A 26,832-nucleotide genomic window follows, 5' to 3' on the forward strand; every position below is an offset into this window, starting at 1 on the left:
ATTCGGCAAAAACCTGCTGTAGGACGGTATTAACCTAGGGCGGAACTTTCCGCACCTTTTCCTTTTGTGCTAGACGCGTGCAATGAAACCAAATTTTGCCCTGAACATCACTGAGTCCGGATTAAGCCTTTTGCACCGCACCCCGCGCGGCTGGCTAGAGGTTGGGACGGCCAATTTCGATGCACCCGATCTTGACGAGGCGCTGGGATACCTGCGTGCGTCGGCGCTGGGGCTGTCGCCTCATGGAATCACGACCAAGCTGATTTTGCCGCCCGACCAGATTTTGTACACCGAGGTTGAGGCCCCCGGCCCCGATAAGGCCACGCGTGAAAAACAGATCCGTGCGGCTTTGGAAGGGCTAACCCCTTACGCGGTTGAGGACTTGGTGTTTGACTGGTGGGGCACCGGCCCCAAGGTCAAGGTTGCCGTTGTTGCGCGCGAAACTCTGGATGAAGCAGAGGGCTTTGCCACGACACACCGGTTTAACCCGGTCTCATTCGTAACCACACCTGCCGAGGGGCAATTTGCCGGCGAACCATGGTTTGGCGTAACCAAGCTTTCGGCTTCGGTTTTGCCTGCGGGTGAAAAGGTTGCGCGCGATCAGGATCCGATAAAGGTGATTGCACGTGATGCGCCCAAGACGGCCGCAACCGTCAAACAGGATACAGATAACGAAGATACGGCAGAAGCCGCAGAGGACGCGGTAGACGGCAAGGCCGACGCGAGCAGCAAATCCGCACCAGCCGACAAAGCAGATGCAAAAGCCGAAGCGGCAGCCAAGGCCGAGCAAGACGCCAAAGCAGCTGCAGAAGCAGACGCAAAAACCGAGGCACAAAAAGCCGAGAAACTAGCGGCTGAAAAGCTGGCTGCCGATTCAAAGGCTGACCAAGAGGCAAAGGCCAAACAAGACGCCGAAGCCGCGCAAAAAGCCAAAGACGACGAGCAGGAACGCCTTGACGCCGAAGCGGCGGCTGATGCCGAAGCCTTGCGCAAGATCGAGGCCGCCAAAGCCGAAATGGAACGTCGCGCGCAAGAGCTTGCGCAGGCAGAGGCAAAGCGCCTTGTCGAAGAGGCTGAAAAGGCCAAGGCGGCCCAGCTTGAGCGCGAGAAGACCAAAACTGCACTGATCGAAGCCGAACGCAAACGCGCCGATTTGGAGCGCGTGGCCGCCGAAGCCGCCGCCGCCAAGGCCGAAGCCTTTAACGGGGTAACTGACCAAAACATTGCCGATGGCAAAGGCAGCAAAGCCAACGCGCCGCAGCCCGAAGCGGCCAAAGCCTATGGGATTCCTGCTTTTACCAGCCGGCGGGCCGATGCCACCTCTGCCGCACCTACGCTTGGCCCGGCCTCGGCCAAAGACTCCGCCAAAGAACCTGCTGCAACATCGCGACCAGAACTTGGAAAAGCAGACCCGTCTACAGACAAGTCCAAAAGCCCGGCTGCGCCAAGCGCGCGCCCGGTCAGTGGGTCAAAGCCTGCGTCAACACTTGCTGCAGCAATTGCAAAATCATCCGCTCCAAAACCGCTGAATGGGACGGCCGCGTTTGCAACTGGCGCAAAGGCCGAGTTGGCAAAGCCCAAGCAGGACGAAGCAAGCGTTGCGGCAAATGTCGCGGCGGCAAAGGTGACCGCCGCACGGATTCCGGGTGCTGGTGCCGCCTTGGCGCGCTTCAAATCCAAAACGCAGAAAAAGGCTTTGGCAAAATCGGGGCAGGCAACTGCGACCAAGCCGATATTGCCTAAATCGGGTGGACGTGCCGATTCTGCAAATACCATGGGTGCGTTTGGCGCCAAGATGGCACCTCGTCGCGGCAAGCCCCGTTTTCTGGGCCTGATTCTAACGCTTGTTTTGATTGCCGTGCTTGCTGGTATTGCTGCATGGTCGTCGCTGTACCTATCGCGCGATACGGGTACCCCAGAGACCGTTCAGCAGGCTGATGCAGGGGCAACGACCGCAGCCGCCCCCACCACAGATGAAGTCGCAATGACCCAAGGAACCGCGCCAGACGGAGTTGCAACCGAGACCGCGCCAGAAGTGAACGCCGAGATACAGGCCGATGCAGAGGCCGAGTTGCCGCCCATCGAAGAAGTAACTGCAACGGCCCAGAGTGACACCCAACCGCCGGCTGCAGAAATGATTGCAGGCTCTGAACCGGCCGAAAAGGCGCCTACGTTGGCCGAAACCGAAGGCCAGGCGCAGGCCGAAGGTCCAGGACGCGGCCCGCAAGACGAGATATTCTTGGCAGCCATCGATCAGGCGCAGCCCAGCTTTGACGCGATTGCCTTGCCGCGCCCTATTTCAAAGCCTGACTCGGCACCTACGCAGGTCTCTGCGCCGCCGCCTTTTGGTACGCAATATGAATTCGAGCCTGATGGCACGATCAAGGCCACTGCAAACGGCGTGGTCATGCCTGAAGGTTTTTGGCTGATTGCAGCCAAGCCGCCAGTGCTTCCCCCTGCCCGACCGGCAGCGATTTCTTCCCCGGTCAGTACGGCACCTGACTTGGTCACTGCGGCGCCCCCACCGCCCGACACACCGGGCGGAGCAGCGGTAGATCCCGCTAACGCCAGCACCGCAGGGGTAGCACAAACGGAGGGCACGGGCCCTTCTTCTGTTTTTCAGGCCGATGCGAATGTGAATAATACGCGCCCCAAGGGCAAGCCTGCCATGCCTGATGCAGCCGCGGCGCCTTCTCAGGATGACGGTGCCGCTTTGGCAAGCGAAGACCCGGCACTGGCGCGGCTGACCAGCTTGCGGCCACTTGCACGGCCGAAAGCAGTTTTGATTGCAGCAGAAGAGGCCAGCAAAGCGGTTGAGGCTGCGTCATTGGCTGCAAAAGCCGCGGCGCAAGAACAGGCCGCACAAGATGGGGCGTTGACGGTTGCGCTGTCACCTCGCCCTGCCGCCCGGCCACGTGATTTTTCGGGCGCGGTCGAGGCCGCGATTGCAGCAGCATCACGCGAGTCGACCCGCCAGGTTGTAGCGCCCGAGGCCATAGTAGAACCGGAACAAGCTGATGAGCCCGAGGTCACAGTTGCATCTGCACCGCGCATTCCAACCCATGCCAATGTGGCCCAGCAAGCCACTTTCAAGAACGCGATAAACCTGTCCAAGACCAACCTGATCGGGGTTTATGGCTCGGATAGAAAACGCTATGCATTGATCCGCACTGCGTCGGGTAAGTATTCCAAGGTGCGGGTAGGTGATCGTCTGGACGGCGGCACGGTGGCCGCGATTACGAACAATGAAGTCCGCTATAAGAAAGGCAGCCGGATGCTGTCGCTGTCAATGCCGAACGGCTAAAGCGATTGGGCCTTAATGTAGGCTTTGATCTGATTGGCAAGGCGATCCGTAGCAAGCATGAAGCTCTCTATGTGACCTTGAGTACGCCCCGATCAATTTGATCTTGCTCGATGGATTCGAACAAAGCCCGGAAGTTGCCCTCGCCAAATCCGTCGTCGCCTTTGCGTTGGATGAATTCAAAGAAGATTGGGCCGATCACGGTTTTTGAGAAAATCTGTAACAAGATACGGGTTTCGCCGCCATCGACTACGCCTTCGCCGTCAATCAGAATGCCATGCTTGGCCATACGGTCCAGCGGCTCGCTATGGCCAGTAACGCGGGTTTTGGACAGTTCGTAATAGGCGGCAGGGGGTTTGGGCATAAACTTCAGACCGCGGTTCGCGATTTCATCTACGCTGCTGTAAATGTCATCCGCGCCGACGGCGATATGCTGGATTCCTTCGCCATTATAGCGTTTGAGGTATTCGACAATTTGGCCGGTCTCGCCGCGATCCTCGTTGATTGGAATACGGATGCGGCCGCAAGGTGAGGTAAGCGCACGACTGTAGAGGCCAGAATGCTTGCCTTCGATATCAAAGAACCGAATTTGTTTGAACCCGAAGATGTCGCCGTAAAACGCAAACCAGATATCCATATTGCCCTTGTGGACGTTATGCGTCAGGTGATCGAGATAGTAAAACCCCACGCCTTTGGGTTTTGGAGAACTTAACCAGTTGAAATCACTGTAGGGATTTTGGTCGCCGTACTGATCGGTAAAATAGATCAAGCTGCCACCGATGCCAACAATAGCAGGCAAATCCAACGCCTTGTCGGGGGCGTCATAAGGCGTGGCACCAGAGGTGACCGCATGGGCATAAGCCGCCTGTGCATTGACCACCCGCCACCCCATCGAGGACGCGCAAGGCCCGTGTTGGGCGGCAAAGCGGGTCGCATGGCTGTCGGGTTCAGTATTCAGGATATAGGTAATGTCGCCTTGCTGCCACAGCTCGATCGCTTTGGTCTTATGCTGCGCCGTATGCACATATCCCATGCGGCCAAACAGATCACGCAGGACCTGCGGTTCGGGGTGCGCAAATTCTACAAATTCAAACCCATCCGTGCCTGCGGGGTTTTCTGCCGAAATGCTTGCCCGAGGGGCTGAATGTGGGAAAGGGCCCATGAATCTCTCCTATTTACGTAACAAAAGTTTATCACGAAAGTCATCGCTTTTTTGCGCATTATTCGGTAAACTTGGGGCGAAGCATGCGCGAACTGCGCATTTTTTAAACTTTTTCCGCGGGGTTTACGCATTGCTGGATGATCTTGATGCCCGGCTTTTAAGCGAAGTTCAAAAAAACGCCATGCTGACTGCGCAGGAACTGGGCGAAAGGCTGCATTTGTCAGCTTCGCAAGCTGGCCGCCGCCGCCAGAGGCTTGAGGCCGAGGGCTATATTACAGGCTATACCGCGCGGCTAAACCCTGACCGCGTGGGCCTGACGGTGCAGGCCTTTGTGCAAATTCAAATGGCTACACACGCGCCCGATGGCGCACGCAGTTTCGCCAGCCTCATATCAACACGCCCCGAGATTATCAGCGCCTGGACGTTGACCGGCGAGGCCGATTACCTGCTGCGGGTCTGGTGCGCCGATTTGGCGGGGCTGAACCGGCTGATCCATCAGGTCTTGTTACCGCACCCTTCGGTATCACGTGCGCAAAGCCAGATCGTAATGGATCAGTTCAAACCCGACGCGGCCTTACCAACATAAGGGTCCGATTTAGGCACCCCGTCCGATTTTCTAATGACCTAAAGGATAGTAATGGAAAGTTTTCTGCTTCAGGCGTCGATTTATCTTGGTGCGGCTGTTTTAATTGTGCCTTTGGCAGTTCGGCTAGGCTTAGGGTCAGTGCTTGGCTATTTGGCGGCAGGTATTCTTGTCGGGCCTATCATGGGCCTTGCCGGCACCGAAACCGCCGATTTGCAGCATTTCGCCGAATTTGGCGTGGTGATGATGCTGTTCCTGATCGGGCTGGAACTGGAACCGCGCGCACTGTGGGATATGCGGCACAAGCTGATTGGCTTGGGCGGTTTGCAAGTGGTGCTGACCACCGGGGCAATTGCTGGCGTCGCGTATTGGCTGGGCTTCAGCTGGCAGGTTGGGGCAACGCTGGGGATGCTGTTTTCGCTATCCTCTACTGCTATCGTCTTGCAAACCCTATCAGAAAAGAACCTGATGCGTACAGGCGGCGGGCGCGCAACATTCGCAGTCCTGCTAACCCAGGATATCGCGGTGGTGCCGATTCTGGCGATTATCCCGCTGCTTGCGATCAGCGGCACCGGTATGCCCGAGGGTATTTCGGCAGCCACCTTTGGCATTAGCAACCCCAACGTAGTGACAGATTCCCATGCCGCAGCCGGGCCGGCCGAACCATTGCTGACGCTTGTACAATCCTTGCCTGGCTGGGCCGTGACGATGATGACATTGGGCATCGTCGTAGGCATCATGCTGGCAGGGCATTTCCTGACCCGGCCGGTATTTCGTTTTGTGCATGCCTCTCGGCTGCCCGAGATGAGCACATTTATTTCCTTGCTGATGGTGCTGGGTATTGCGTTCTTGATGATGCTGGTCGGATTGTCACCTGCTTTGGGCACGTTTATGGCCGGTGTGGTTTTGGCCAACTCGGAATTCCGGCACCAGCTCGAAGCCGACATCCAGCCCTTCAAAGGCATTCTGATGGGCTTGTTTTTCATCACCGTCGGGGTCGGGATCAACTTTGATGTCTTACTGGCAAATCCGTTTCTCGTTGTGGCGCTGACACTAGCGGTAATTGCCCTAAAAGTTGCGGTTTTGCTGTTGCTTTCGGTGATATTCAAAGTGCGCGGGCATAACCGCTGGCTGTTTGCCCTGGGGCTGGCACAGGCGGGCGAGTTCGGCTTTCTGTTGGTCAGCTTTGCGCGCAAACAGTCGATTTTGCCATCGTCGATTGCCGAGATCGTGTTGCTGATCATCAGTCTGTCAATGCTGCTGACACCGGCGCTCTTCATCGGGTATGAGGCGTTGGCGAAACGCATGAAAACCCGCGAGAAAGAAGATCCCGCGGATGTGATCGACGAACAAGGCCGCGTAATCATCGCCGGCGTGGGCCGCTTTGGTCAAACCGTCAACCGCTTGGTCCGGATGAGCGGCGGCTCGACGGTAGTGCTCGACAGCGATATGCATGCGATTGAACAAATGCGGCGCTTTGGCGCCAAAGGCTTTTTCGGCGATCCGACGCGGCCGGAGTTGTTAGAGGCAGCAGGCTTGGCCGAGGCTTCGGTGCTGGTGGTAGCGGTCGACAATCAGGAAAACGCTCTGAAAATCGTGGCCCATGCCCGCAAACATCGCCCCGACCTGCACATTATCGCACGCGCCTATGATCGCCCGCATGTGTTTGCCCTCTATAAGGCCGGGGCAAACGACATCGTACGCGAAACATATGATAGCTCAGTTCGTGCTGGTCGTTATGTATTGGAAAACATCGGATTCACCGATTATGAAGCCGCCAAAATGACCCAAACCTATTTCAAGGTGGAACGCGCTGCCTTGCGCGATCTCGCCGAGCTATGGGTGCCGGGCCAACCCGTGCATTTGAACGATGCCTATGTGGCGCGTGCCGTGCAACTGGAACGCGATCTGGCCGATGCAATGAGCCGTGATCTAGATGAAACCCGCGCAAACCTAGAGGCGGCACAGTAATCGGCGTCCGCTTTCTTTTCGGTCCAAATATCCTCAGGGGGTGAATTGGCCGCAAGGCCAAGAGGGGGCGCGAGCGCCCCCTGCCCGCCTACCCCGCCGCGACGCCCGCCTCGGCAAAGGTAGCCATACCAGAATGGCAGGCCACCGCCGCTTTCAGCACACCAATCGCAACAGCCGCGCCCGAGCCTTCGCCCAGCCGCAAACCAAGGTTCAACAAGGGCTCTTGCCCCAAGTGGCGCAGCAACACGGGATGGGCGCCTTCGGCACTTACATGCCCTGCCACGCAATGGTCCAACGCGCCGGTTTGCATTTTGGCCAGAACGGCAGCAGCGGCGCAGCAGATAAAGCCATCAAGGATGACCGGGATGCGTTCCGCCCGTGCACGGGCGATTGCACCGGTCATCGCAGCAATCTCGCGCCCGCCAAGGCATGCCAGCACGTCAAGCGGGTCGCGCGATCTGTGCAATGCAAGCCCCAAGCCTACAGTTTCGGCTTTGCGCGCCAGTCCCGCGTCATCCACGCCGGTGCCGCGTCCTACCCAATCTGCAACCTCTCCCCCAAACAATGCGCAAGCAATTGCGGCGGCGGGGGTGGTATTGCCGATCCCCATCTCGCCAGTGACAAGCAGATCGGAAGTGGGATCAACAGCATCCCAACCGGTTTTCAAGGCGGTTAGCAACTCTGCCTCAGTCATCGCAGGTGCTTTGGTAAAGTCTGCGGTGGGGCGGTCAAGCTCAAGCGCGTGAACTGACATTTTCGCACCAAAGGCTTTGGACAGCTGGTTTATCGCCGCGCCGCCCGCTTGAAAGTTCGCGACCATTTGCACCGTAACCTCGGGCGGAAAGGCCGACACACCGCGTGCCGCAACGCCGTGATTACCTGCAAAAATAATCACTTGCGGGTTGGCAATCTGCGGGCGTTCATTGGCGCGCCAAGCAGCATACCAAATCGCCAGATCCTCAAGCCGCCCCAAAGCACCTGGCGGCTTGGTCAACTGGCCGTTGCGATCCTTGGCACCTTGCGCCGCAGCGCTATCAAGGCCAGGCGCATTGGCCAAAATGGCCCTGAATGCGGTCAAATCAGTGAAAGTTTGGGTCATGGGGCTGGCGTCCTTGTCGATTTCTGTCAGCTTGGGTACCTAAGCCGCAAGGATTTGACCAGTGCCGAAAGGGACGAAACAGTGAAGCAAAACGACACAGGGTTGATTGGCGATATTTCGGGCGCATTGCGATTGTTGACGCGGCTGCCAATGCCTGCATCGGAGCGGATAGCAGGGCCGAGGGCCGCTTGGGCTTGGCCGCTTGCAGGCGCCGTTGTTGGCGGTTTGGCGGCACTGCTCGGGTTTGTGGCTTTGCCTTTGGGCGCGGGTGTTGCGGCGGCACTGGTGCTAGGGGCGCAAGCAATGATGACCGGCGCAATGCACGAAGACGGGCTGGCCGACACTGCCGATGGCCTTTGGGGCGGGTGGGAACCCGCGCGGCGGCTAGAGATCATGAAAGACAGCCATATCGGCACCTACGGCGTGATGGCGCTGTTGGTGCTGGGTCTGGTGCGGTGGAGCGCGATTGCGACCCTTCTAACCGGCGGCGTTTGGTGGGGGCTTATTGCCGTGGCTGTACTGTCACGCGCCCCGATGGCCGTTCTGATGACAGCAATGCCCAATGCCCGTGGCAAGGGATTGGCGCAATCAGTGGGGCAAGTGCCACAGACGTCGGCAGACATAGCGGTGATGATCGGGCTGGCGGCGGCGGGATGCCTTGGCTGGTCTGGCCTCTGGATGGTTCTGGCTACGGCCATGGTGGTTTTAGCATTGGCACTGGTAGCGCGGGCGAAAATCGGCGGACAAACCGGCGACATTTTGGGCGCAAGCCAGCAATTGGCCGAGGCGGCGGGCTTGGTCGTTTTGGCCGCAACCCTGTAAAGTAAAACGGCGGCCCAAAAGGGCCGCCGTTTTAGTCGTCTTTAAAGAGGCTTAGGCGGCGCGGGCGGTCAACACATCGCCAACAGTTTTCTGTGCGCCTTTTTCGTCAACGCCGGAAACAGCCGCAACTTCGCGGGTCAGGCGTTCCAAAGCAGCCTCATACAACTGACGCTCGGAATAGCTTTGCTCACGTTGGTCATCGCTGCGGTGCAGGTCGCGCACCACTTCGGCGATCGACAGCAAATCACCCGAGTTAATCTTTTGCTCATACTCTTGGGCGCGGCGCGACCACATCGCACGTTTCACACGGGCTTTGCCCTTAAGCGTATCCAGCGCTTTATTGATCAGATCTGGCGAAGACAACGAGCGCATACCGATCTCGGTCGCTTTATGCGTTGGTACCCGCAAGGTCATCTTGTCTTTTTCAAAGGAAATAACAAAAAGTTCCATATGAAGGCCCGCAATTTCCTGTTCTTCGATGGAAACGATACGGCCCACCCCATGGGCAGGATAAACAACAAACTCGTCCGGACGAAACTCAGGCTTTTTAGTCTTTGTCATACAGTCACTTCCTTGCTTGGACGCACACCCTATTGTGACACGAAAAAGGACGCACATAGCCAAAAGGCTACGATCGCGTTTTTCAGGTTTAGATGTTCCCCGCAGGCTGGCAGCTCTGGCGTAGGGACTGGGTTTGGGTGGCCGTCCTTGGTTATCTGTAACAATTGTATAACACAGAATCACCCCGATTCCAACAGGCTTAGAATCGGGCCGCTGCGCAGACGGCGCCTGCAAATCAAGGCGTTAGGCTAGACTTCGCCGATTGACCCAAGGTAAATTGATTCGCCGATCAACCGCCTTCGCCGGGGGCTTCAGAGAAGTACTTCGACAATTTGTCCTTTTCGCCGTCGCGCTCTTCATAGCCCGGCAACGGGTCTTTCTTTGATACGATAACCGGCCATTTCTCGGAATATTTGCGGTTGAATTCCACCCATTTTTCCATATCCGGCTCAGTATCGGGGCGGATTGCGTCGGCTGGGCATTCGGGTTCACAAACCCCGCAGTCAATGCACTCATCAGGATGGATGACCAGCATATTCTCGCCGTCATAGAAACAGTCTACGGGGCAAACCTCGACGCAGTCGGTGTATTTGCAGGCAATGCAGTTGTCGATCACGACATAGGTCATGGTGGCCTCATCTTTTTTGCAGACGGTCTATTTGCGTCTTTGGTTAAAACACCTGCGCCGATCATTCAAGCGGCGATGCAGGGGCTGCGGCGTTTGGTTCGGGTTCATCAAGGTCAAAATAAAGCGTTTGGGCCTCGGACGCGGGGCCGCGGCGGGTGCCGGTGGCAAGCACACGAACCTCACGTTTTTGGTCGCCCATCGGAAAGCTAATGATATCGCCGGGGGAAATGGCATGACCGGGTTTGGATTGGCGTTGGCCATTCAGGCGCACACGGCCTTTGGTAATCTGAGCCGTAGCAAGGGCGCGGGTTTTAAAGAACCGCGCGTAGAACAGCCATTTATCAACGCGCTGCTTGTCGGGGCCGCAATCGGGGCCGGTTTCAGCGGGGGCAGATGAACTGCCCGCCGCTTTATCTTTTCGCCCAGCCAAGGGTCAGATCTTGCCCTTAAGTGCTGCGAGGGCCGCGAACGGGTTGTCAGGATCGATCTTTTTCTCGGGCCTTGCGGGGCGCGATTCGAACTTTTGCGGGCTGTTTTGCGGCGGCTTGCCGCCTTTTTTGCCCTTGCCCTTATAGCCGCCTTCGGAGCGCTCGGGGCGCTTGCCCTGCCCTGCCGGGCGGTCACCACGGCCTTCGCCGCGCGGTTTGCCACCTTCACGCTTTTCAGCATTCGGGGCGGCATCGCCTGCAGGTTTTGCATCGCGGCGTGGTGGGCGACGGTCGGCACGCGGGCGAGGTGCCCATGTAAAGGTGTAGAAGCTTTCCATCTCGACCGCTGGTTCCGGTGCAGCTGCGGCGTCGGTCGCAGCGGCAACCTCGGCATCAGCCACAGGTGCGGCCTCATCCTCGACGATGATCTTGCTTGCGGCGGCAGCGGCTGCGGCAGCTTCGGCGATTGCCTCGGCGGTCAGCTCTTTCGGGGCTGCGGGTTTGGCTTTTGGACGTTCGGCCTTTTCGCCTTTATAGCCCATACCCGCCATCAGATCGGCAAACTGGTCCAGCGTCATACCAGTGATCGAAAGCATGTCAGGTTTTGCTTCAAACCCGCCGCGGCTGTCTTCGCCGCGCAGCATATCAGCCAGACGTTCCAGCATATCAATGCGGATCGCTCGGCTGCCTGCGGGGCGATAACCTGCCAGCGTGTAATGCTGCTGGGGCACATCCGCGATATTCGGAATGGTCACCAAACCGGGAGGCGGGCTTTCAGGAAATTCCTGCAAGCCATTGGCAAGAGACCACAAAACCAACCGCAAACGGGTAGGCGCAGGTTTCAGCAACAGCTGCTGAAAGATCGTATATTGACCAAAACGGATGCCATGCTTGCGCAGCTGGCCGCGCGCCTCTTGGTCCAGCGCCTTCACCTCATCGGCCACGTTTTCACGCGGGATGATGCCAAGCGCCTCGACCATCTGAAACGCGAAACCACGGGCCATGCCAGTCAGGGTCTCATCCCGGCTCATCGCCAACAGCGGCTCGAACAGGGTCGCAACCTTGCGGTCGATAAAATGCTGCAGGCGGCGCTTTACCTTTTCGGTGATGTCGGGGCCGGCGTCTTCATCGACGAATGCCTCAACCGTCGGGCGCAGCGCATCGGCACCGGCCACCAGCTTGCCCACAGCCGAGCTGCCCCACATCAGGCCCCCCTGCTCGGTGAAATCCAGCTCGGTGTCGGGGGCGTTATAGAACTTGTCCGACCGCAGGTGGAATTCGGGCTTTAGCGCCTGAACGGCTGCCATGCGCAGCGTGCGCGCCTCATCTGGTGACGCGCTGGCATCTTGCCGGAACCGGAAACCTTCCAGTTTCCCGACAAATTCGCCTTCGACAGTCACTTCGCCTTTATCATTAACCTCGGCCACAAGGCTCTCCTTTTGCTTCAACCGGCGCATGAGCACAGAAGTGCGCCGGTCAATAAATCGTTGGGTCAGCCGCGCATGAAGCGCATCTGACAAGCGGTCTTCTACAGCGCGAGTCTCGTCGCGCCAATGGGATTCGTCTACAACCCAATTCTTGCGTTGGGTGACATATGTCCACGTCCGGATAAAGGCCAAACGTCTGGACAATGTGTCAATGTCGCCTTCGGTCCGGTCAATGAACTTTATCTGCCGGGCCAACCAATCGGCGGGAATCGGCCCTTTGCGCAAATAATCAAAGATGGTTTGCAGCAGGTTTGCGTGTTCCGAGGTCGAAATTCCGCGAAAATCGGGAATGCGGCACACGTCCCACAACAAGCGCACATCCTGCGGGGTTTTGACGCGGTCACTGATTTCGGGCACCGCCGACAGGGTTTTTAGCGCGGTCACATCATCAGCATCGCGTGCACGCGACAGCCAATCATTGTCAGTGTGGCGTTCCAGCGCGGAAATCAGGCGTGGGACAGTGCCAAATTCAAGCTGCTCATTGCGCCATGACAATTTGCGGACGGGCTGAAAGCGGTGCTGTTCAATCGCGTCCACGACATCATCATTCAGCGGCCGTGCCTCGCCTGTCACGCCAAAGGTGCCCGGTGCCGTATGGCGGCCGGCACGGCCAGCGATCTGCGCCAGCTCTTGCGGGTAAAGCGCCCGCATCCGACGGCCATCAAACTTGGCGGTCGAGGAAAAGGCCACATGGTTGATATCAAGGTTCAAACCCATGCCAATGGCATCAGTGGCAACCAGATAATCCACATCGCCATTCTGATAGAGCGCCACCTGCGCGTTGCGCGTACGCGGGCTAAGCGCCCCCATAACAACCGCGCAACCACCTTTGGTGCGGCGGATGAGTTCGGCAATCGCGTAAACGTTTTCGACCGAAAACCCGACGATTGCGCTGCGTTCTGGCATCCGGGCGATCTTTTTCGACCCGGAATAGGCCAGCTCGGACATGCGCGGGCGGGCCATGAACTGCACCCCCGGCACAAGTGCCGCAATTGCAGGGCGCATCGTATCGGCGCCCAGAAACAGCGTTTCATGCAGCCCCCGCGCCCGCAGCAAACGGTCGGTAAAGACATGGCCACGTTCGTCATCTGCGCACAGTTGGATCTCATCAATCGCAATAAAATCGGCGCCGATTTCCAGCGGCATCGCCTCTACCGTACAAACCCAATACTGCGTGCGATCAGGGACAATGCGCTCTTCACCCGTGACCAACGCAACAACATTGGGGCCACGCTGCGCCACGATCCGGTCATAGACCTCACGCGCAAGCAGGCGCAATGGCAGGCCGATAACCCCCGTCCGGTGGGTCAGCATGCGTTCAATTGCGTAATGGGTTTTGCCGGTATTGGTCGGTCCCAGAACCGCCGTTACCCGCGCGGTGCTGCGCATAGGGCTTTGCCTTAGTTACATTTCTTGCCCGGCGGCTTTGGTTTCCAACCGGTCGATAGCGTCTTTTACCCCGTCAAGATTGGGATGTATAGCAAGCGCGGCGCGATAGAGCACCAAGGCGCGTTCCGGCCTGTCCGTATCCTCTAGAATCCGTGCAAACCCGACCATTGCGCCGAAATGCCGCGGATTCAACGCAAGCACATGCTGGATATCAGCAACCGAGGGGCCATATAGCCCAGCTTGAAAATAGGCCGTGGCCCGCGCATTCCAACCTTCGGCAAAGTCAGGCGCGTGGTCGATCAACGCGGTCAGATGTTCAATCGCAGCAGCGGTATCACCCTCGTCCAGCGCATCACGGCCACGTTGCAACAGCAAGTCCATTGAGGCCGAGCCGGATTTTGACCACTCGCGCCAGATTTGCCGCTCAATCCGGTTAGACTCAAGCGGCGTCGCGGTTTGTAGCTGCGAAAACAGATCATCAAGCCCTGCCGATACTGCCGGTAGGGCGCTAAGCCCCAGCAAAATCGGAAAAAGTGCCGCAACGATACGATTGTTTAATGATGCGCGTGGTTTCATAAGTGAAACTGTAGCGTGTGTTGCGGGAATTGCCATATCCCAAAGCTCACTTTCAGATGATGATAGAGGGGATATACGATGAGTTCTTTAATTGACACCGCCGTAGCGAAACTGGCCGAAAAGGTGCAAAGCTTTGACGGGGTGGCGAAATTTGTGCTGAAAGGCGAAGGCGCCATCATGATCGATGAAAACGGCGTGCGGGCCGGTGATGATGAAGCAGACGTGACGTTGACCGCCGACACCGAGGTTTTCCAGGCGATTCTGGAAGGTGAAATGAACCCGACTTCCGCGTTCATGACGGGCAAGTTGTCGGTTGACGGCTCGATGGGGATGGCGATGAAACTTGCCTCGGCGCTGGGTTAGTCCGTGGACGCCCCGCTCTATAATGACTTGGCGCAAGGCCCCGCAGGGGGCCGCGCCTATTGGCTCACCGCCAAAGATGGCACACGCCTGCGTATGGCGGCATGGCCTGGCGGTGACAAAGGAACAGTTTTGCTGTTTCCGGGGCGGACAGAATACATTGAAAAATACGGGCGCGTCGCTGCAGAGTTTGCAGCGCGTGGCTATGGTTGCGTGGCCATCGACTGGCGTGGACAAGGGTTATCGGACCGGCCAAAACCAGACCCGATGGTTGGCCATATTGAAAAATTCTCCAATTATCAATTAGACTTACAAGCCGTTCTTGCCAAACTGGATGAGCTTTCCCTGACAGGTCCGCTCTACCTAGTGGCACATTCGATGGGCGGCTGCATCGGCCTACGGGCTTTGCTGAACGGGCTGAATGTCAAGGCGGCGGCCTTCACCGCACCAATGTGGGGCATTCGGATGGCGCCCGGCTTGGCCCCTGTCGCGCGGATGGTGGCCCGTACCGCGCGCGCTTTAGGCCAGGGACATCGCTATGCGCCCGGGACCAACGGCGATACTTACGTCAACACATTTCCCTATTTCGGCAATGTCCTGACACGAGACGCCGAAACCTATGCCTGGATGCAAAACCAACTGAAACAACAACCCTCACTGGCCTTGGGCGGCCCCGGCCTTCATTGGCTGGATGAGGCGATGCACGAATGCCGCAATCTGGCAAACCTGCCCTCACCCGATCTTGCTTGCCTGTGTTTTTTGGGGGCCGAGGAAAAAGTCGTCGATCCCTTGCCCATTCATGACCGAATGGCGCGCTGGCCCAAAGGAAATCTGGTCCTTGTTCCAAACGCCGAGCATGAAATCATGATGGAAATACCCTCAACCCGACAACAGTTCTTTGAAATGACGACGGAACTCTTCCAGAAAAACACCTAATTGCTTTCTGTTCGGCCCAAATATCCTCAGGGGGGAATTCGCCGCAAGGCGAAGGGGGGCGCGAGCGCCCCCGCGATTGGCCTGTAAACGCTATAGTTCCTTGGGCAAAAGCACATATTCCGCTTTGGCGCGCCCCGCAAAATAGTCCAGAATGTTCTGGGCTGCCATCATTCCCATGCGCCGAAACGCCCCTGCCGACAACGTGGCCGCATGCGGCGTCAAGATCACATTCGGCGTGCGTCGCAAAGGGTCATCCATTGGCAACGGCTCGGTCACTGTGACATCCAGACCCGCCCCGCCCAAATGGCCAGCGTTCAGCGCGTCGATCAACGCAGCCTCATCCACCAGCCCGCCGCGGGCGCAATTGACCAACAAAGCCCCCACAGGCATCTGCGCAAAAGCCTCGGCTGCAAACAAGTTTTGGGTTTGTGCTGTCAACGGGCAATGCAGGCTGACCACGTCGGCAAAGGGCAGCGCCTTGCCTAAATCAGGCGCAACCGGATAGCCCAAATGCCGCGCTTCCTTTAAATCGCGCGAATGGATTGTCACATTCATCCCCAATGCCTTGGCCAGTGCCGCGACACGCTTGCCTGTCGCACCAAAGCCGACAATCAACAGCCGACGCCCCTCTAAGCCCAACACTTGCGATGCAGCTTGGCCTGGCGCAACAGATCGTTGGCCATCAAGATTGCGCGCCAGGGCCAACATCAGCAGAATTGTCTGCTCTGCTACCGCAGCTGCATTCGCACCCGGGGTGTTCATCACCGTCACACCTGCCAACGCCGCAGCAGACATGGCGATGTTGTCGACACCAACCCCGTGTTTGGAAATCATCTGGTATTGCGCAACGTCTTGTGCCGAAACTCCACAGGTCCGAACCAGCAGTGCATCGGCTGGTTGCATGGGCATATCGGGGCCGATGACCGTAAAGCCTTCGTCACGCAACAATGCCAGCGCATCAGGATGGACAGGTTCGGTGACAAAAACGGTTCGCTCCATCAGAGTTCAATCTGCGAAAAGCCGTCGCGCAAAGCGCCTGACCATGCTTCAGACATTGCACGAAACGATTCGTCGCCGGCTTCAATCCGACGGCGTTGGCTTACGCGGCAGTCATCCCGTTCAATAATTGCCAAATCCAGCGGCATGCCCACAGACAGGTTCGAACGCAGGGTCGAATCCATCGACAGCAACACAGCCTTTTGCGCGTCTTTCAGGCTGGTATGGGTTGTAACCACACGGTCGAGAATCGGCTTACCGTATTTATGCTCACCAATCTGCAGGAACGGGGTGTCTTCGGTTGCTTCGATATAATTGCCTTCAGGATAGACCAGAAACATGCGCATCGCCCCCCCCCTTCGCTGCCCGGCCACGATCATCGACGCCGAGGCCGCCTGCAGCATCGACAGCTTTTGTCCGATATCCACGCGCACTTCGGCCAGCTTGGCGCCAACGATATCGACCACCTTTAGCATGGTTTCGGCCTTCATGATCGACGTTTCCGGTGTTGAATCCGGATCATCTGCAATTTCACGCAGGCGGGCCATCGTGGTTTGCGTGACCGACAGGCTGCCCGCGGTCAGGATGGTAATCACACGGTCGCCCGGTTCCTCGAACACGAACATCTTGCGATAGGTGGCAATGTTATCCAGCCCCGCATTGGTGCGCGTATCTGACAGCAGCACGATACCTGCATCCAGCAAAAGGCCAACACAATATGTCATAGATGCTCCACCCAAAGACGCTAAACGTAACTGCTACTGCTCGCTTTGCTGAACTTCAAGCTTTACGTCAAGCGACTCGGCGCCTTGGCCGCGCGCGGTGCCTTTTATCGGGGCCGCGTCCATCGCATCAAGGCCCGATCCGAGCCGGATATAGCGTTCATCCGGCGAGCAACGATTCGCAGGGTCAAACCCGACCCAGCCCAACCCTTCCAGCCACAGCTCGGCCCAGGCATGCGCCGCTTCATGTGCTGCTCCGTCTTGGGTCGAATGCAAATAGCCCGAGACATAACGCGCAGGAATGTTATTGCGCCGCGCAAGAACCAAAAGCGCGTGTGTCTGGTCTTGGCAAACGCCTTTGCCTTGTGCCAAAGCCTCAGCCGCCGTTGTCATAGCGTGGGTAGTGCCTGTGCGATAGGTAATAGTATCTGAAACCAGCGCTGAAAGGCCATGGGCCAACGCCAATCCATTGTCATCGGCGTCAACGGAATCGGCCAGTTCTGCCAAGGCCATGTCGGCCGTAGTGGCTGCGGTAGCGCCCAGATAACATTGCGGCGGCACTTTTTCCTTATGACCGCGCAGCACACCGACCAAATCTGTGGTTTCAACTTTGCCGCGCACGGTTACAGTGATCTCAGACACGGGGCCTTGAACAGTCCACGCCTGAATATGATCGCCTGCGCCATCGACAAAGCTGCCACCGCGGATGCCGTCACTGACGATAACCTCCCAATTCAGGACTCGTTGGCCATCGAATTTTGAAGGCGTCAAACGGTGGCTTTGTACCACGCCCCGCACGGGCTGGCTATAGCGGTACAGCGTTACATGATCGACAGTCAGCAGCATTACCGAATATCCCCGTTCAGATAGCTTTCATGAATTTCAAACGCCAGTTTGCCGGTTTGCTGGATAAACCGCGAGAGAAACTCGTGCAGGCCCTCGTCAAAAATGTCACCAACCTCAGCCTCGGCCAATTCGGCCAGCAATGACCGCGCTTGCGAGCGGGCCGTGCTTTTGCGCCGATACCCACGATCAAGCCGTTCCAGATGCGTGACCATGCCATCAACACAGGTCAGCAAAGAGCGCGGGCATTGCGGATTGAGGATCAGAAAATGCCCGATCTTACGCGCCGTTACATCGCCACCATAGGCCCAATGAAAGGCGCGGTGAGACGACATGGCGCGCAAAAGCGTGGTCCATTGATAGTTATCCAAACCCGAACCAACAAAATCGACACGCGGCAGCAAGACGTAATACTTCACATCCAACAGGCGGGCCGTACTGTCTGCACGCTCCAGATAATAGCCGAGGTTCATGAAATCATACCCATCGCCGCGCAGTTGTGTCGCCTCGATGGCGCCGCGCATCATCGCGGTTTGGCGCATGGTCCACTCGGTCAGGCGGCTCAGATCCAGCTCGGATCGTGGCTGTCGTTCCATCTGCCGCAGATCTTGAAACGCGGCATTTATGGCATCCCACACCTGGCTGGTCAGCGCTGTGCGCACGATGCGGGCATTTTCACGCGCTGCCGTGATGCAAGAAACCACCGACGAAGGGTTGTCGCGGTCAAAGAACAAGTGGCTTTCAATGTTGCGCTGCACCGGATCGCCGTATTTCTCCTTGAACGCGGCGGCCGTGCCAATGGCGTGCAGCAGGCTGTCCCATTCGCTGCGGTGACCATGCGCCGAAGGGATCAGCGAGTTGCGCGCCCCCACCTCCATCAAACGGGCGGCGGTTTCCGCGCGTTCCATATAGCGCGCGATCCAGAACAGATTGTCGGCGGTTCTACTTAGCATATCATTACCCCGCCAATACCCAAGTGTCTTTTACCCCGCCACCTTGTGACGAGTTCACAACCAGTGACCCCTCGGTCAGTGCCACGCGCGTCAGGCCACCCGGCACCAGTTCGGCACGCTCACCCACAAGGCAGTATGGCCGCAGATCAACGTGGCGCGGGGCGATGCCTTGGTCCACAAAGGTCGGCGTGGTTGACAGCGCCAACGTGGGTTGCGCGATGTAATTATGCGGCTTGGCCTTGATGCGCTTGGCAAAATCCTCAATTTCGGCCTTGGTCGATTTGGGGCCAACAAGCATACCGTAACCGCCCGAGCCATGAACCTCTTTGACGACAAGTTCTTTCAGATTATCCAGCACATATTTGCAATCATCCGCCTTGGCACATTGCCACGTCGGGACGTTGTTCAAAATAGGCTCCTCGCCCAGATAAAAGCGGATCATCTCCGGCACGAATGTATAAACAGCCTTGTCGTCGGCCACCCCTGCGCCCGGTGCAGAACAAATCGACACGCCGCCCGAACGGTACACATCCATTAAACCCGGCACGCCCAGCATGGAATCGGGGCGGAAGCACAAAGGATCGATGAAATCATCATCAATCCGGCGGTAAATCACATCCACGCGGCGCGGGCCTTCGGTGGTGCGCATATAGACAAACTCGCCTTCGACAAACAAATCCTGCCCCTCGACCAGTTCGACCCCCATCAGATCGGCCAAAAAGCTGTGTTCATAATAGGCCGAGTTGAAGTGACCCGGCGTCAAGATAACAATCACCGGCTCGCCCTTGCATTTGCTGGGCGCAACCGAGGCCAATGTACGGCGCAGCAGGTCGGGGTAAACATCTACCGGCTCAATCCGGTTTTCGCGGAACAGGGCGGGGAACATCCGCATCATGATCTCGCGGTTTTCCAGCATGTAGGACACGCCCGAAGGCGTGCGGCAATTGTCTTCAAGAACAAAAAAATCCTCAGGCCCGGTGCGAACCAGATCAACACCAACGATATGCGAATAAACGCCTTTGGGTGGCAAAAAGCCTACGACCGATTTTTCATAGGCTGCATTTTGATAAACCAGATTGGCCGGAATGCGGCCTGCACGCACAATCTCGCCCCGCCCATACACATCGGCCAGAAAGGCGTTCAACGCGCGGGCCCGTTGCTTGACGCCGCGTTCCAGCTTTGCCCATTCAAAAGCCGAAAACACGCGGGGAAACATATCAAAAGGGATAAGCCGGTCAGGGTCGCCGCCCTCGCCATAGACGGCAAAGGTTATGCCGATGCGGCGAAACAGCGCCTCGGCCTCGGCCTGTTTCATCTGCTGCAATTCGGCGGGCATGTTGCGCATCCACTCATCAAGCTGGGCATAAGGCGCGCGAACCTGTCCACCGTCATACATCTCATTGAAATAGTTGGTCATGTAGGTGATGTCCCCCTGTCAGGCCAGGCAATTTGGGGCCTTGCGTTAGGGATAGTAAGACAGGGGTTTAACAGAAAGGAAAGAGTGACGCGCTGTTTTTTGGCGCGGCATCCAAGGGTGCGCCCAAAATTTAGGCGCCAGCCCTCAAAGCAGTTTTTGGCGGGCGGGGTTGCGCAAGTTGGGGCAGCACCCCTAGATAGGTACAAATGAAAAAGAGGTTTGCCCATGACGCTGTTTACCAAGATGCTGTTTGACCGCCGCCCTGTGTTTGACGCCAATGCCACAGGTGCAGGCGGTTTGGGCAAGCTGCCCGATTGGGACCTGACCGACCTCTACCCTTCGCCCGATGCGCCCGAGTTTGACCGCGATATGGACTGGCTGGAAAAGGCCTGTGCAGATTTCGCCGCCACATACGAAGGCAAGCTTGCCACCTTGGATGCCGCCGCAATGTTGGCCTGCGTACAGGCCTATGAGGCGATCGATGTAACGGCAGGGCGCGTGATGTCCTATGCCGGCTTGCGCTATTACCAAAACACGATGGATTCCGAGCGCGCCAAGTTTATGGCCGATGCGCAGGATGAGATCACGACGTTTACCACGCCTTTGGTATTTTACAGCCTTGAATTCAACCGCTTGGACGAAGCGCATCTGGCGGGATTGCTTGCCGCCAATGCCGATCTGGCACGGTATAAGCCGGTGTTTGACCGCATGCGCGCCATGCGCCCGCACCAATTGTCGGATGAGATGGAAAAGTTCCTGCACGACCAATCCACTGTCGGGGCCGCCGCGTGGAACCGCTTGTTTGATGAAACCATGGCGGGCCTAATGTTTGAGGTGGCTGGCGAGGAAGAGCCACTAAACCTTGAGGCCACGCTGAACCTTCTGACCGACACGGACCGCGCGAAACGCGAGGCGGCTGCGCGTGCACTTGCTGCGGTTTTTGATAAGAATATCAAACTGTTCGCGCGCGTTCATAATACGTTGTGTAAAGAGAAAGAGGTCGAAGACCGCTGGCGCAAGATGCCCAACCCACAAGCTGGTCGGCATTTGGCAAACCATGTGGAACCTGAGGTGGTCGAGGCGCTGCGCAATGCCGTTGTCGCCGCGTATCCGAAACTGTCGCACCGCTATTACGCGCTGAAAGCCAAGTGGATGGGGCTGGACACCTTGCAGGTCTGGGACCGCAACGCACCCCTGCCGCAAGAAGCGCCCAAGCTGGTAAATTGGGACCAAGCCCGCAAAACCGTGACCGAGGCCTATGCCGCGTTCTCGCCCAAAATGGCCGAGCTGGCCGAGCCGTTCTTCACTAAGGGCTGGATTGATGCCGGCGTGAAACCGGGCAAAGCACCGGGCGCATTTGCGCACCCTACTGTCACCACAGTACACCCCTATGTGATGCTGAACTATCTGGGAAAACCCCGTGATGTCATGACCTTGGCGCATGAACTTGGTCATGGTGTGCATCAGGTTCTGGCAGCAGGCCAAGGCGAGCTATTGTCATCCACCCCTCTGACCTTGGCCGAAACAGCCAGCGTGTTTGGCGAAATGCTGACCTTCCGCAAGCTTTTGGACGGCGCCAAGACCAAGGCCGAGCGCAAGACCCTGCTGGCGGGCAAAGTTGAGGATATGATCAACACGGTCGTCCGCCAGATCGCGTTTTACGACTTTGAGTGCAAACTGCATGAGGCGCGCCGCGATGGTGAACTGACGCCGGACGATATCAACGCGCTGTGGATGTCGGTGCAGGCACAAAGCCTTGGGCCGGTCTTCGACTTTATGGACGGGTATGAAACCTTTTGGGCCTATATCCCGCATTTCGTGCATTCGCCGTTCTACGTCTACGCCTATGCCTTTGGTGATGGCCTTGTTAACGCGCTTTATGCCGCCTATGCCGATGGCCTTCCGGGGTTTGAGGAAAAGTACTTTGAGATGCTGAAAGCCGGTGGGTCCAAGCATCACAAGGAATTGCTCGCGCCATTCGGGTTGGATGCCAGCGACCCCGCGTTCTGGGATAAGGGTCTTGATATGATTTCCGGCTTTATTGACGAGCTGGAAGCAATGGAAGACTGACTGATGACGCGCGAAGAGATCAACGCGATTTGTCGATCGCTTCGCGCGGTGACCCATGTCGTGCAATGGGGTGGCGCCGATGTCTGGAAAGTGGGCGGCAAGGTCTTTGCCATCAACTGGGACGATGGGGTGACATTCAAGGCGAGCGACATGGCGTTTGAGGTGCTACAGGGCGGGCCAGGCATTGGCCCTGCCCCGTACATGGCGTCACGGGGCCTGAAATGGCTAAAGAATTACGGGACCGAGGGGCTTTCGGATGCGGCGCTACGTGACCATTTGGTTGCGTCTTATGACATGGTGTTCGCAGGGCTGACCAAGAAAAAACAAGTCGAGCTATTGGGCTAGTGGATAACCTGCAGCAGCGACCCGCGCCAGAAAATCATCGACCAGCGTTTCTTTGCCCGCATTAATACAGTTCAGGTCGAAATACCAGTACAAAAACGCGTCATGTGGCCAAGTGGTTTGTGTCGCCTGCGCAATAGCGGCCTCCATTTCGGCGGCAGTCTTTACCGTCACGGCGCAATGGTGAAAATCGGTTTGGCCGCACAGCACAACCGGCACGCCCTGCATCATCGCCTCGATCCCGACCGCCGAATTGATCGTAACGCAAACGGCAGCCTGCGCCAGAATATCGTGGATATTGGCGTCGGCAATCTGAATACGCGGGTCACGGCCTGCGATGCGGTTTAAAAACCGGCGGGTGGTAGGGTCGTGGTCGCGCGGATGCGGCTTGATGACAATGGCACGCGGATCATCGCGCGCCATCAGCGCCTTAACCATCTGGCGCAAATCAAGATGGCAGGTTTCCATTGCATCGCGGTGGCCTTCAGATTGCAGAAAGACGGCAATACACCCCGATGGAATCTGCGCGGTTTGCATAGGTTGCTCATAGCGCGATTTGCGCTGCTTGACCCAACGCTTACGCAACCGATTGGCAAAATCCGTGGCAAGTTCGCTATCTATCACATTGGGATAAAATGATTTTTCGGAAATTGATGACAGCGCTCGAATGCCCCAAGGGTCGAGGTTCCAAAACGGGTAAACATAGGCGATGCCGGTGTTCAAAACCCGCGCGTGGCGCTGGGTGCCATGGTCCACGATATGAAAATCATCGCTTGTCGCCACCTCGGGCAACAGCGTCAATCGGTCATGCAGCGCAAGCGTGACACGGTGCCCCCGTGCCGCCAAGCCTTGGGTCAGCTTGGCGTAATAAGGTTTCATCTCGGCCCGGTCACGCAGAACCGTGCCGGGAAGGTGAAAGGTAAAACCACTCACGCTAGCGAGATCACCGAGGCGTTGGCAAAGGCCATATCGATCATAGCGGCAGTACCGTATGTAAACTCCAGCGGGCAGGCATAGGGCGTGCCGCCTCTGATGCTGTCACCAAAGTTCTCTACTTGCAGCACGTAATGGTTAACGCCGGGCCAACGCTCAGTGGTGACGGACATACCTTGGCGCAGCTCCAACTGGGCCTCGGCAAAGACATTGGGGTTGAATGGCGCGGTTAGGCGGATCACGCCTTTGTCGCCGTGAAAGGTCATTTCCTGCCGGTTGTGCAACCGCATCGAGGTAATGGCGGAATAGGTGTAGCGCCCCAGCGGGCCGGCCATCAGCCCCGTTACCTGCGCCCAAACGTCAACGCCATTTTCCTGCCGCATCACGCAGCTCAGGCTTTCGGGTTCGGCCCCTGTCACAAAGCGGGCCGAGCCGTAAGTATAGACGCCAATATCATAAATGCCGCCGCCACCGGTATCGGCTTTGTTGCGGATATTGCCGGGGTCGCTGCGGTTATCATAGGAAAACACGCCATCCACATGGGTCAAGCTGCCAATGGCACCGGATTGTACCAGTTCGCGGGCTCGGTGCCATTGCGGGTGGTGAACAATCATATAAGCCTCGGCCGCGAGCAGGCCAGACGCGTCACGGGCGGCGATGATCTTTGCAATTTCATCCGCGCGCAGGCAAATCGGCTTTTCGGTCAGCACATGTTTGCCTGCCGCCAGCGCCTTTAGCGTCCATTCCACATGCAGATGGTTTGGTAGCGGGATGTAAACCGCGTCGATTGTGGCGTCAGCCAATAGCGCGTCATAACTGGCATGGGTTTTCAGGCCCGGTGCAAAGGCCCTGAACGGCGCAGCCTTTTCGGGCGAAGAGGTGGCGATGGCAGCCAGCTCGGCACCTTTGGCCGCGTGAATGGCAGGTGCCATATGCTCGCGTGCGAACTTTGCAGCACCAAGGATTCCCCAACGGATCGGTTTTGTCATGTTATTCCCCTTTTTGCGGCAGCCTAACCCGCCCCGCGTGATTGGGAAAGATATAGTTCGCCCACACGTGACGCCACGTAAGTGAACCTCGTTCACGCTTTCCATTGACGACTCCAGAAATATGAACAATGTTCAATGAACAACGTTCAACCAATGGAGGATGTCATGTTGAAGCAGCTTACAGCCCTACTCCCAGCCCTTGGCCTGACAGTGGCCCCTGCCCTTGCAGGCGGCAGCTCGGAACACTCGGCGCAGGCCGGCTATCTCTCGGGTCAGGCGTCAAGCCAATCGTCGCAAGCAATTGCATCGGGGGCAGCCGCCGTAGTGGCTGTGCCACTGGTCGTCTTTGGCGCAGGCATCACGATTTCCGGCGCCGCGCTGGCCGAGGTTGGCACCGGCTCGATGGCCGCAGGCAGCGCATTTGCCACGACGGGTGACGATAAACCCACGCGCCACGTCAAACCCGACGGCGCACCGCGTCTCGATTAACCTTGCAACAGGAGAGCATCATGTATCGTTGGATTATCCTTGCGTTTCTTGCACTGTGTTTGGCCCTGCCCGTTCATGCGGGCAGTTCCGAGGCCGGTAGGCCCCAGTTGCCGGCAAATGAAGTGGCCGCGTTTTCAAACCGGGTTCAGCAGGATCTGGCTGCGCGTGGCGCACATGTGGCGATAGTGGCACGGATGGGCCGCAACCCCGACCACTTGCCTGCGGGCGTGCACTACACGCATGTCAGCTTTTGGGTACTGTCGCAGATAAAAACCGCAGATGGCAAAACCGGCACCGGATACCGCGCCTACAACCTTTATCAACAGGGGCAAAACGGCACGCGCAGCAAGTTGGTACAGGACAGCCCTGCCGATTTCTTTGCTGGCGCCTATCGATTTGACGCGGGGATTATTATTCCAGACATCCGGTTGCAGAAAAAACTGCTCGCGGTGATCAACAGCCCGACCTACGCGAAACTGCATAACCCGCGCTATTCGGTGCTGGCCAATCCTTTCACATCCGAGTTTCAGAACTGCACCGAGCATACGCTGGATGTCATAATGTCCACTATCTACGGCACCCGCGACATTGCACAGATCAAAGCGAATGAAGCCGCCTATTTCAAACCGCAGGTCATCGCGATTGGCGGGGTAAAGCGGGCACTGGCCCCTGTAGCAAGCCAAGCACTAACCACATCCGATCACGGCCCGGTGGTGGCAACGGCAACCTTTGGCTCTATCGCCCGTTTCATGAAGGCAAATGGTCTGGCAAGCCAAGTGTACCGTTTAACGCCCGAAGCGGCCTACCGATATTAAGCGTCTGTATCTGTGCAAAAAAAATGGCCCCGCTTTGGGGCCATTTTGTCTTATGCAGGAATGGCCATGCCTTTTTCGCGGGCCAGCTCGCGCATTTTATCTTGCAACTTTTCAAAGGCCCGCACCTCGATTTGGCGGATGCGTTCACGGCTGACACTATAGGTTTCGGACAACTCTTCCAGCGTGGCTGGCACATCATTCAGACGGCGCTGCACCAGGATGTCTTTTTCACGATCGTTCAAGACAGCCATCGCCTGCACCATCATATCGCGGCGAATGTCCAATTCGTCCTTTTCGGCATAGTCGCCGGCTTGGTCGCTGTCTTCGTCTTCCAGCCAATCTTGCCACTGGGCCGTACCTTCGCCCTCGGCCCCAACGGTCACGTTCAAGGATGCATCTCCGCCGGACAAACGGCGATTCATTGAAATGACCTCATCCTCGGTCACATTCAGATCACGCGCGATTTGGGCGACGTTTTCAGGGCGCAGATCGCCCTCTTCCAACGCGCCAAGTTTTGCCTTGGCTTTTCGCAGGTTGAAAAACAGCTTTTTCTGCGCGGCAGTGGTGCCGAGTTTGACCAATGACCACGAACGCAAGATATATTCCTGAATGCTGGCACGGATCCACCACATCGCATAGGTGGCAAGGCGAAAGCCTTTTTCGGGGTCAAAGCGTTTGACAGCTTGCATCAGGCCCACGTTCGCCTCGGAAATCACCTCGGCCTGGGGCAAGCCATAGCCGCGATAGCCCATGGCAATTTTGGCTGCCAGTCGCAGGTGAGATGTGACCATTTTATGCGCGGCCGTGCTGTCCTGGTGATCTACCCAGCGCTTGGCCAACATGTATTCTTCTTCGGGTTCCAGCAGCGGGAACTTGCGGATTTCCTGCATATAGCGGTTCAGCCCTTGTTCCGGGCTTGGTGCTGGCAGATTTGCATAAGTACTCATCATCGTCCTCCGT

At 57.5% G+C, this 26,832-nt stretch carries 25 protein-coding genes; 10 read left to right on the top strand and 15 right to left on the bottom strand.

Annotated features, from left to right (window positions below):
* The first annotated feature begins 82 nt into the window (after window positions 1–82).
* The gene (locus tag AKU79_RS05325; RefSeq protein ID WP_050522518.1) at window positions 83–3,304 is read left to right on the top strand and encodes a hypothetical protein; all 3,222 of its coding nucleotides are present in this window, start codon (window positions 83–85) and stop codon (window positions 3,302–3,304) included.
* Between the two features lie 67 nt (window positions 3,305–3,371).
* On the opposite strand, the gene hppD is transcribed toward AKU79_RS05325, so the two are convergent.
* Window positions 3,372–4,463, bottom strand: coding sequence for a 4-hydroxyphenylpyruvate dioxygenase (gene hppD, locus AKU79_RS05330; RefSeq protein WP_050522519.1), 1,092 nt, complete (start codon window positions 4,461–4,463; stop codon window positions 3,372–3,374).
* 130 nt (window positions 4,464–4,593) lie between these two features.
* On the opposite strand from hppD, the gene AKU79_RS05335 reads away from it, so the two are divergent.
* Window positions 4,594–5,049, top strand: coding sequence for an Lrp/AsnC family transcriptional regulator (locus tag AKU79_RS05335; protein WP_050522759.1), 456 nt, complete (start codon window positions 4,594–4,596; stop codon window positions 5,047–5,049).
* A gap of 51 nt (window positions 5,050–5,100) precedes the next feature.
* Entirely contained in the window at window positions 5,101–7,017 is a 1,917-nt protein-coding gene (locus tag AKU79_RS05340; protein WP_050522520.1) for a cation:proton antiporter domain-containing protein, read from the top strand.
* A gap of 88 nt (window positions 7,018–7,105) precedes the next feature.
* Here AKU79_RS05340 and cobT read toward each other — a convergent pair whose 3' ends face one another.
* Window positions 7,106–8,116, bottom strand: coding sequence for a nicotinate-nucleotide--dimethylbenzimidazole phosphoribosyltransferase (gene cobT / locus AKU79_RS05345; RefSeq protein ID WP_050522521.1), 1,011 nt, complete (start codon window positions 8,114–8,116; stop codon window positions 7,106–7,108).
* Between the two features lie 81 nt (window positions 8,117–8,197).
* On the opposite strand from cobT, the gene cobS reads away from it, so the two are divergent.
* Entirely contained in the window at window positions 8,198–8,938 is a 741-nt protein-coding gene (gene cobS / locus AKU79_RS05350) for an adenosylcobinamide-GDP ribazoletransferase (RefSeq protein WP_050522522.1), read from the top strand.
* A gap of 51 nt (window positions 8,939–8,989) precedes the next feature.
* Here the strand turns inward: cobS and AKU79_RS05355 are convergent, their stop codons facing one another.
* From AKU79_RS05355 to AKU79_RS05375, 5 genes are all read right to left on the bottom strand, one after another.
* Window positions 8,990–9,499, bottom strand: coding sequence for a CarD family transcriptional regulator (locus AKU79_RS05355; RefSeq protein WP_050522523.1), 510 nt, complete (start codon window positions 9,497–9,499; stop codon window positions 8,990–8,992).
* Between the two features lie 289 nt (window positions 9,500–9,788).
* Entirely contained in the window at window positions 9,789–10,127 is a 339-nt protein-coding gene (gene fdxA, locus AKU79_RS05360; protein WP_050522524.1) for a ferredoxin FdxA, read from the bottom strand.
* Between the two features lie 61 nt (window positions 10,128–10,188).
* The gene (locus AKU79_RS05365; RefSeq protein WP_082223936.1) at window positions 10,189–10,557 is read right to left on the bottom strand and encodes an RNA-binding S4 domain-containing protein; all 369 of its coding nucleotides are present in this window, start codon (window positions 10,555–10,557) and stop codon (window positions 10,189–10,191) included.
* A gap of 3 nt (window positions 10,558–10,560) precedes the next feature.
* On the bottom strand, window positions 10,561–13,431 hold the full coding sequence (locus AKU79_RS05370) for a helicase-related protein (RefSeq protein ID WP_050522525.1): 2,871 nt from the start codon (window positions 13,429–13,431) through the stop codon (window positions 10,561–10,563).
* Window positions 13,432–13,446: 15 nt separating this feature from the next.
* A complete protein-coding gene (locus AKU79_RS05375) occupies window positions 13,447–14,007 on the bottom strand; it encodes a tetratricopeptide repeat protein (protein ID WP_050522526.1) in 561 nt (186 codons plus the stop codon).
* A 78-nt stretch (window positions 14,008–14,085) separates the two neighbouring features.
* Here AKU79_RS05375 and AKU79_RS05380 point away from each other — a divergent pair, with 78 nt between their 5' ends.
* Window positions 14,086–14,370 (top strand): SCP2 sterol-binding domain-containing protein, encoded by a 285-nt coding sequence (locus AKU79_RS05380; protein ID WP_050522527.1) that lies wholly within the window; start codon window positions 14,086–14,088, stop codon window positions 14,368–14,370.
* Between the two features lie 3 nt (window positions 14,371–14,373).
* Entirely contained in the window at window positions 14,374–15,303 is a 930-nt protein-coding gene (locus AKU79_RS05385; protein WP_050522528.1) for an alpha/beta hydrolase, read from the top strand.
* Between the two features lie 90 nt (window positions 15,304–15,393).
* Here the strand turns inward: AKU79_RS05385 and AKU79_RS05390 are convergent, their stop codons facing one another.
* The 5 genes from AKU79_RS05390 to AKU79_RS05410 are packed head-to-tail and all read right to left on the bottom strand — an operon-like array spanning window position 15,394 to window position 20,234.
* Complete coding sequence (locus AKU79_RS05390) at window positions 15,394–16,302, bottom strand: NAD(P)-dependent oxidoreductase (protein WP_050522529.1); 909 nt, start codon at window positions 16,300–16,302, stop codon at window positions 15,394–15,396.
* The gene (locus AKU79_RS05395; protein ID WP_050522530.1) at window positions 16,302–17,024 is read right to left on the bottom strand and encodes a peptidase; all 723 of its coding nucleotides are present in this window, start codon (window positions 17,022–17,024) and stop codon (window positions 16,302–16,304) included. The genes AKU79_RS05390 and AKU79_RS05395 overlap by 1 nt, the downstream gene beginning before the upstream one ends.
* Before the next feature lie 33 nt (window positions 17,025–17,057).
* Window positions 17,058–17,867 (bottom strand): transglutaminase family protein, encoded by an 810-nt coding sequence (locus tag AKU79_RS05400; protein WP_050522531.1) that lies wholly within the window; start codon window positions 17,865–17,867, stop codon window positions 17,058–17,060.
* Window positions 17,867–18,817 (bottom strand): alpha-E domain-containing protein, encoded by a 951-nt coding sequence (locus AKU79_RS05405; protein WP_050522532.1) that lies wholly within the window; start codon window positions 18,815–18,817, stop codon window positions 17,867–17,869. The genes AKU79_RS05400 and AKU79_RS05405 overlap by 1 nt, the downstream gene beginning before the upstream one ends.
* A 4-nt stretch (window positions 18,818–18,821) precedes the next feature.
* On the bottom strand, window positions 18,822–20,234 hold the full coding sequence (locus AKU79_RS05410; RefSeq protein ID WP_050522533.1) for a circularly permuted type 2 ATP-grasp protein: 1,413 nt from the start codon (window positions 20,232–20,234) through the stop codon (window positions 18,822–18,824).
* Window positions 20,235–20,459: 225 nt separating this feature from the next.
* Here AKU79_RS05410 and AKU79_RS05415 point away from each other — a divergent pair, with 225 nt between their 5' ends.
* On the top strand, window positions 20,460–22,304 hold the full coding sequence (locus tag AKU79_RS05415) for a M3 family oligoendopeptidase (RefSeq protein ID WP_050522534.1): 1,845 nt from the start codon (window positions 20,460–20,462) through the stop codon (window positions 22,302–22,304).
* A 3-nt stretch (window positions 22,305–22,307) separates the two neighbouring features.
* A complete protein-coding gene (locus tag AKU79_RS05420) occupies window positions 22,308–22,649 on the top strand; it encodes an MmcQ/YjbR family DNA-binding protein (protein ID WP_050522535.1) in 342 nt (113 codons plus the stop codon).
* Here the strand turns inward: AKU79_RS05420 and AKU79_RS05425 are convergent.
* Both AKU79_RS05425 and AKU79_RS05430 read right to left on the bottom strand, forming a co-directional pair.
* Entirely contained in the window at window positions 22,638–23,579 is a 942-nt protein-coding gene (locus AKU79_RS05425; RefSeq protein ID WP_050522536.1) for a capsular polysaccharide export protein, LipB/KpsS family, read from the bottom strand. The two genes, AKU79_RS05420 and AKU79_RS05425, sit on opposite strands and share 12 nt — an antisense overlap.
* A complete protein-coding gene (locus AKU79_RS05430; RefSeq protein WP_050522537.1) occupies window positions 23,576–24,568 on the bottom strand; it encodes a Gfo/Idh/MocA family protein in 993 nt (330 codons plus the stop codon). Before AKU79_RS05430 ends, AKU79_RS05425 begins: the two co-directional genes overlap by 4 nt.
* Window positions 24,569–24,703: 135 nt before the next feature.
* Between AKU79_RS05430 and AKU79_RS05435 the strand changes: the two genes are divergently transcribed.
* A complete protein-coding gene (locus AKU79_RS05435) occupies window positions 24,704–25,057 on the top strand; it encodes a hypothetical protein (protein WP_156209490.1) in 354 nt (117 codons plus the stop codon).
* A 20-nt stretch (window positions 25,058–25,077) separates the two neighbouring features.
* A complete protein-coding gene (locus AKU79_RS05440; protein WP_050522539.1) occupies window positions 25,078–25,872 on the top strand; it encodes a DUF2145 domain-containing protein in 795 nt (264 codons plus the stop codon).
* Between the two features lie 50 nt (window positions 25,873–25,922).
* Here AKU79_RS05440 and rpoH read toward each other — a convergent pair whose 3' ends face one another.
* The gene (gene rpoH, locus AKU79_RS05445; protein WP_050522540.1) at window positions 25,923–26,819 is read right to left on the bottom strand and encodes an RNA polymerase sigma factor RpoH; all 897 of its coding nucleotides are present in this window, start codon (window positions 26,817–26,819) and stop codon (window positions 25,923–25,925) included.
* Window positions 26,820–26,832 lie beyond the last annotated feature (13 nt).

This window comes from Pseudorhodobacter wandonensis (genome assembly GCF_001202035.1).
GTDB lineage: Bacteria > Pseudomonadota > Alphaproteobacteria > Rhodobacterales > Rhodobacteraceae > Pseudorhodobacter > Pseudorhodobacter wandonensis.

What these genes read in the sequence shown, in the direction of transcription:
- AKU79_RS05325 (WP_050522518.1), top strand. Translation starts at nt 83, where the DNA reads ATGAAACCAAATTTTGCCCTGAACATCACTGAGTCCGGATTAAGCCTT.
- hppD (WP_050522519.1), bottom strand. Translation starts at nt 4,463, where the DNA reads ATGGGCCCTTTCCCACATTCAGCCCCTCGGGCAAGCATTTCGGCAGAA.
- AKU79_RS05340 (WP_050522520.1), top strand. Translation starts at nt 5,101, where the DNA reads ATGGAAAGTTTTCTGCTTCAGGCGTCGATTTATCTTGGTGCGGCTGTT.
- cobT (WP_050522521.1), bottom strand. Translation starts at nt 8,116, where the DNA reads ATGACCCAAACTTTCACTGATTTGACCGCATTCAGGGCCATTTTGGCC.
- AKU79_RS05355 (WP_050522523.1), bottom strand. Translation starts at nt 9,499, where the DNA reads ATGACAAAGACTAAAAAGCCTGAGTTTCGTCCGGACGAGTTTGTTGTT.
- fdxA (WP_050522524.1), bottom strand. Translation starts at nt 10,127, where the DNA reads ATGACCTATGTCGTGATCGACAACTGCATTGCCTGCAAATACACCGAC.
- AKU79_RS05370 (WP_050522525.1), bottom strand. Translation starts at nt 13,431, where the DNA reads ATGCGCAGCACCGCGCGGGTAACGGCGGTTCTGGGACCGACCAATACC.
- AKU79_RS05375 (WP_050522526.1), bottom strand. Translation starts at nt 14,007, where the DNA reads ATGAAACCACGCGCATCATTAAACAATCGTATCGTTGCGGCACTTTTT.
- AKU79_RS05380 (WP_050522527.1), top strand. Translation starts at nt 14,086, where the DNA reads ATGAGTTCTTTAATTGACACCGCCGTAGCGAAACTGGCCGAAAAGGTG.
- AKU79_RS05390 (WP_050522529.1), bottom strand. Translation starts at nt 16,302, where the DNA reads ATGGAGCGAACCGTTTTTGTCACCGAACCTGTCCATCCTGATGCGCTG.
- AKU79_RS05395 (WP_050522530.1), bottom strand. Translation starts at nt 17,024, where the DNA reads ATGACATATTGTGTTGGCCTTTTGCTGGATGCAGGTATCGTGCTGCTG.
- AKU79_RS05400 (WP_050522531.1), bottom strand. Translation starts at nt 17,867, where the DNA reads ATGCTGCTGACTGTCGATCATGTAACGCTGTACCGCTATAGCCAGCCC.
- AKU79_RS05405 (WP_050522532.1), bottom strand. Translation starts at nt 18,817, where the DNA reads ATGCTAAGTAGAACCGCCGACAATCTGTTCTGGATCGCGCGCTATATG.
- AKU79_RS05410 (WP_050522533.1), bottom strand. Translation starts at nt 20,234, where the DNA reads ATGACCAACTATTTCAATGAGATGTATGACGGTGGACAGGTTCGCGCG.
- AKU79_RS05415 (WP_050522534.1), top strand. Translation starts at nt 20,460, where the DNA reads ATGACGCTGTTTACCAAGATGCTGTTTGACCGCCGCCCTGTGTTTGAC.
- AKU79_RS05420 (WP_050522535.1), top strand. Translation starts at nt 22,308, where the DNA reads ATGACGCGCGAAGAGATCAACGCGATTTGTCGATCGCTTCGCGCGGTG.
- AKU79_RS05430 (WP_050522537.1), bottom strand. Translation starts at nt 24,568, where the DNA reads ATGACAAAACCGATCCGTTGGGGAATCCTTGGTGCTGCAAAGTTCGCA.
- AKU79_RS05435 (WP_156209490.1), top strand. Translation starts at nt 24,704, where the DNA reads ATGAACAACGTTCAACCAATGGAGGATGTCATGTTGAAGCAGCTTACA.
- AKU79_RS05440 (WP_050522539.1), top strand. Translation starts at nt 25,078, where the DNA reads ATGTATCGTTGGATTATCCTTGCGTTTCTTGCACTGTGTTTGGCCCTG.
- rpoH (WP_050522540.1), bottom strand. Translation starts at nt 26,819, where the DNA reads ATGAGTACTTATGCAAATCTGCCAGCACCAAGCCCGGAACAAGGGCTG.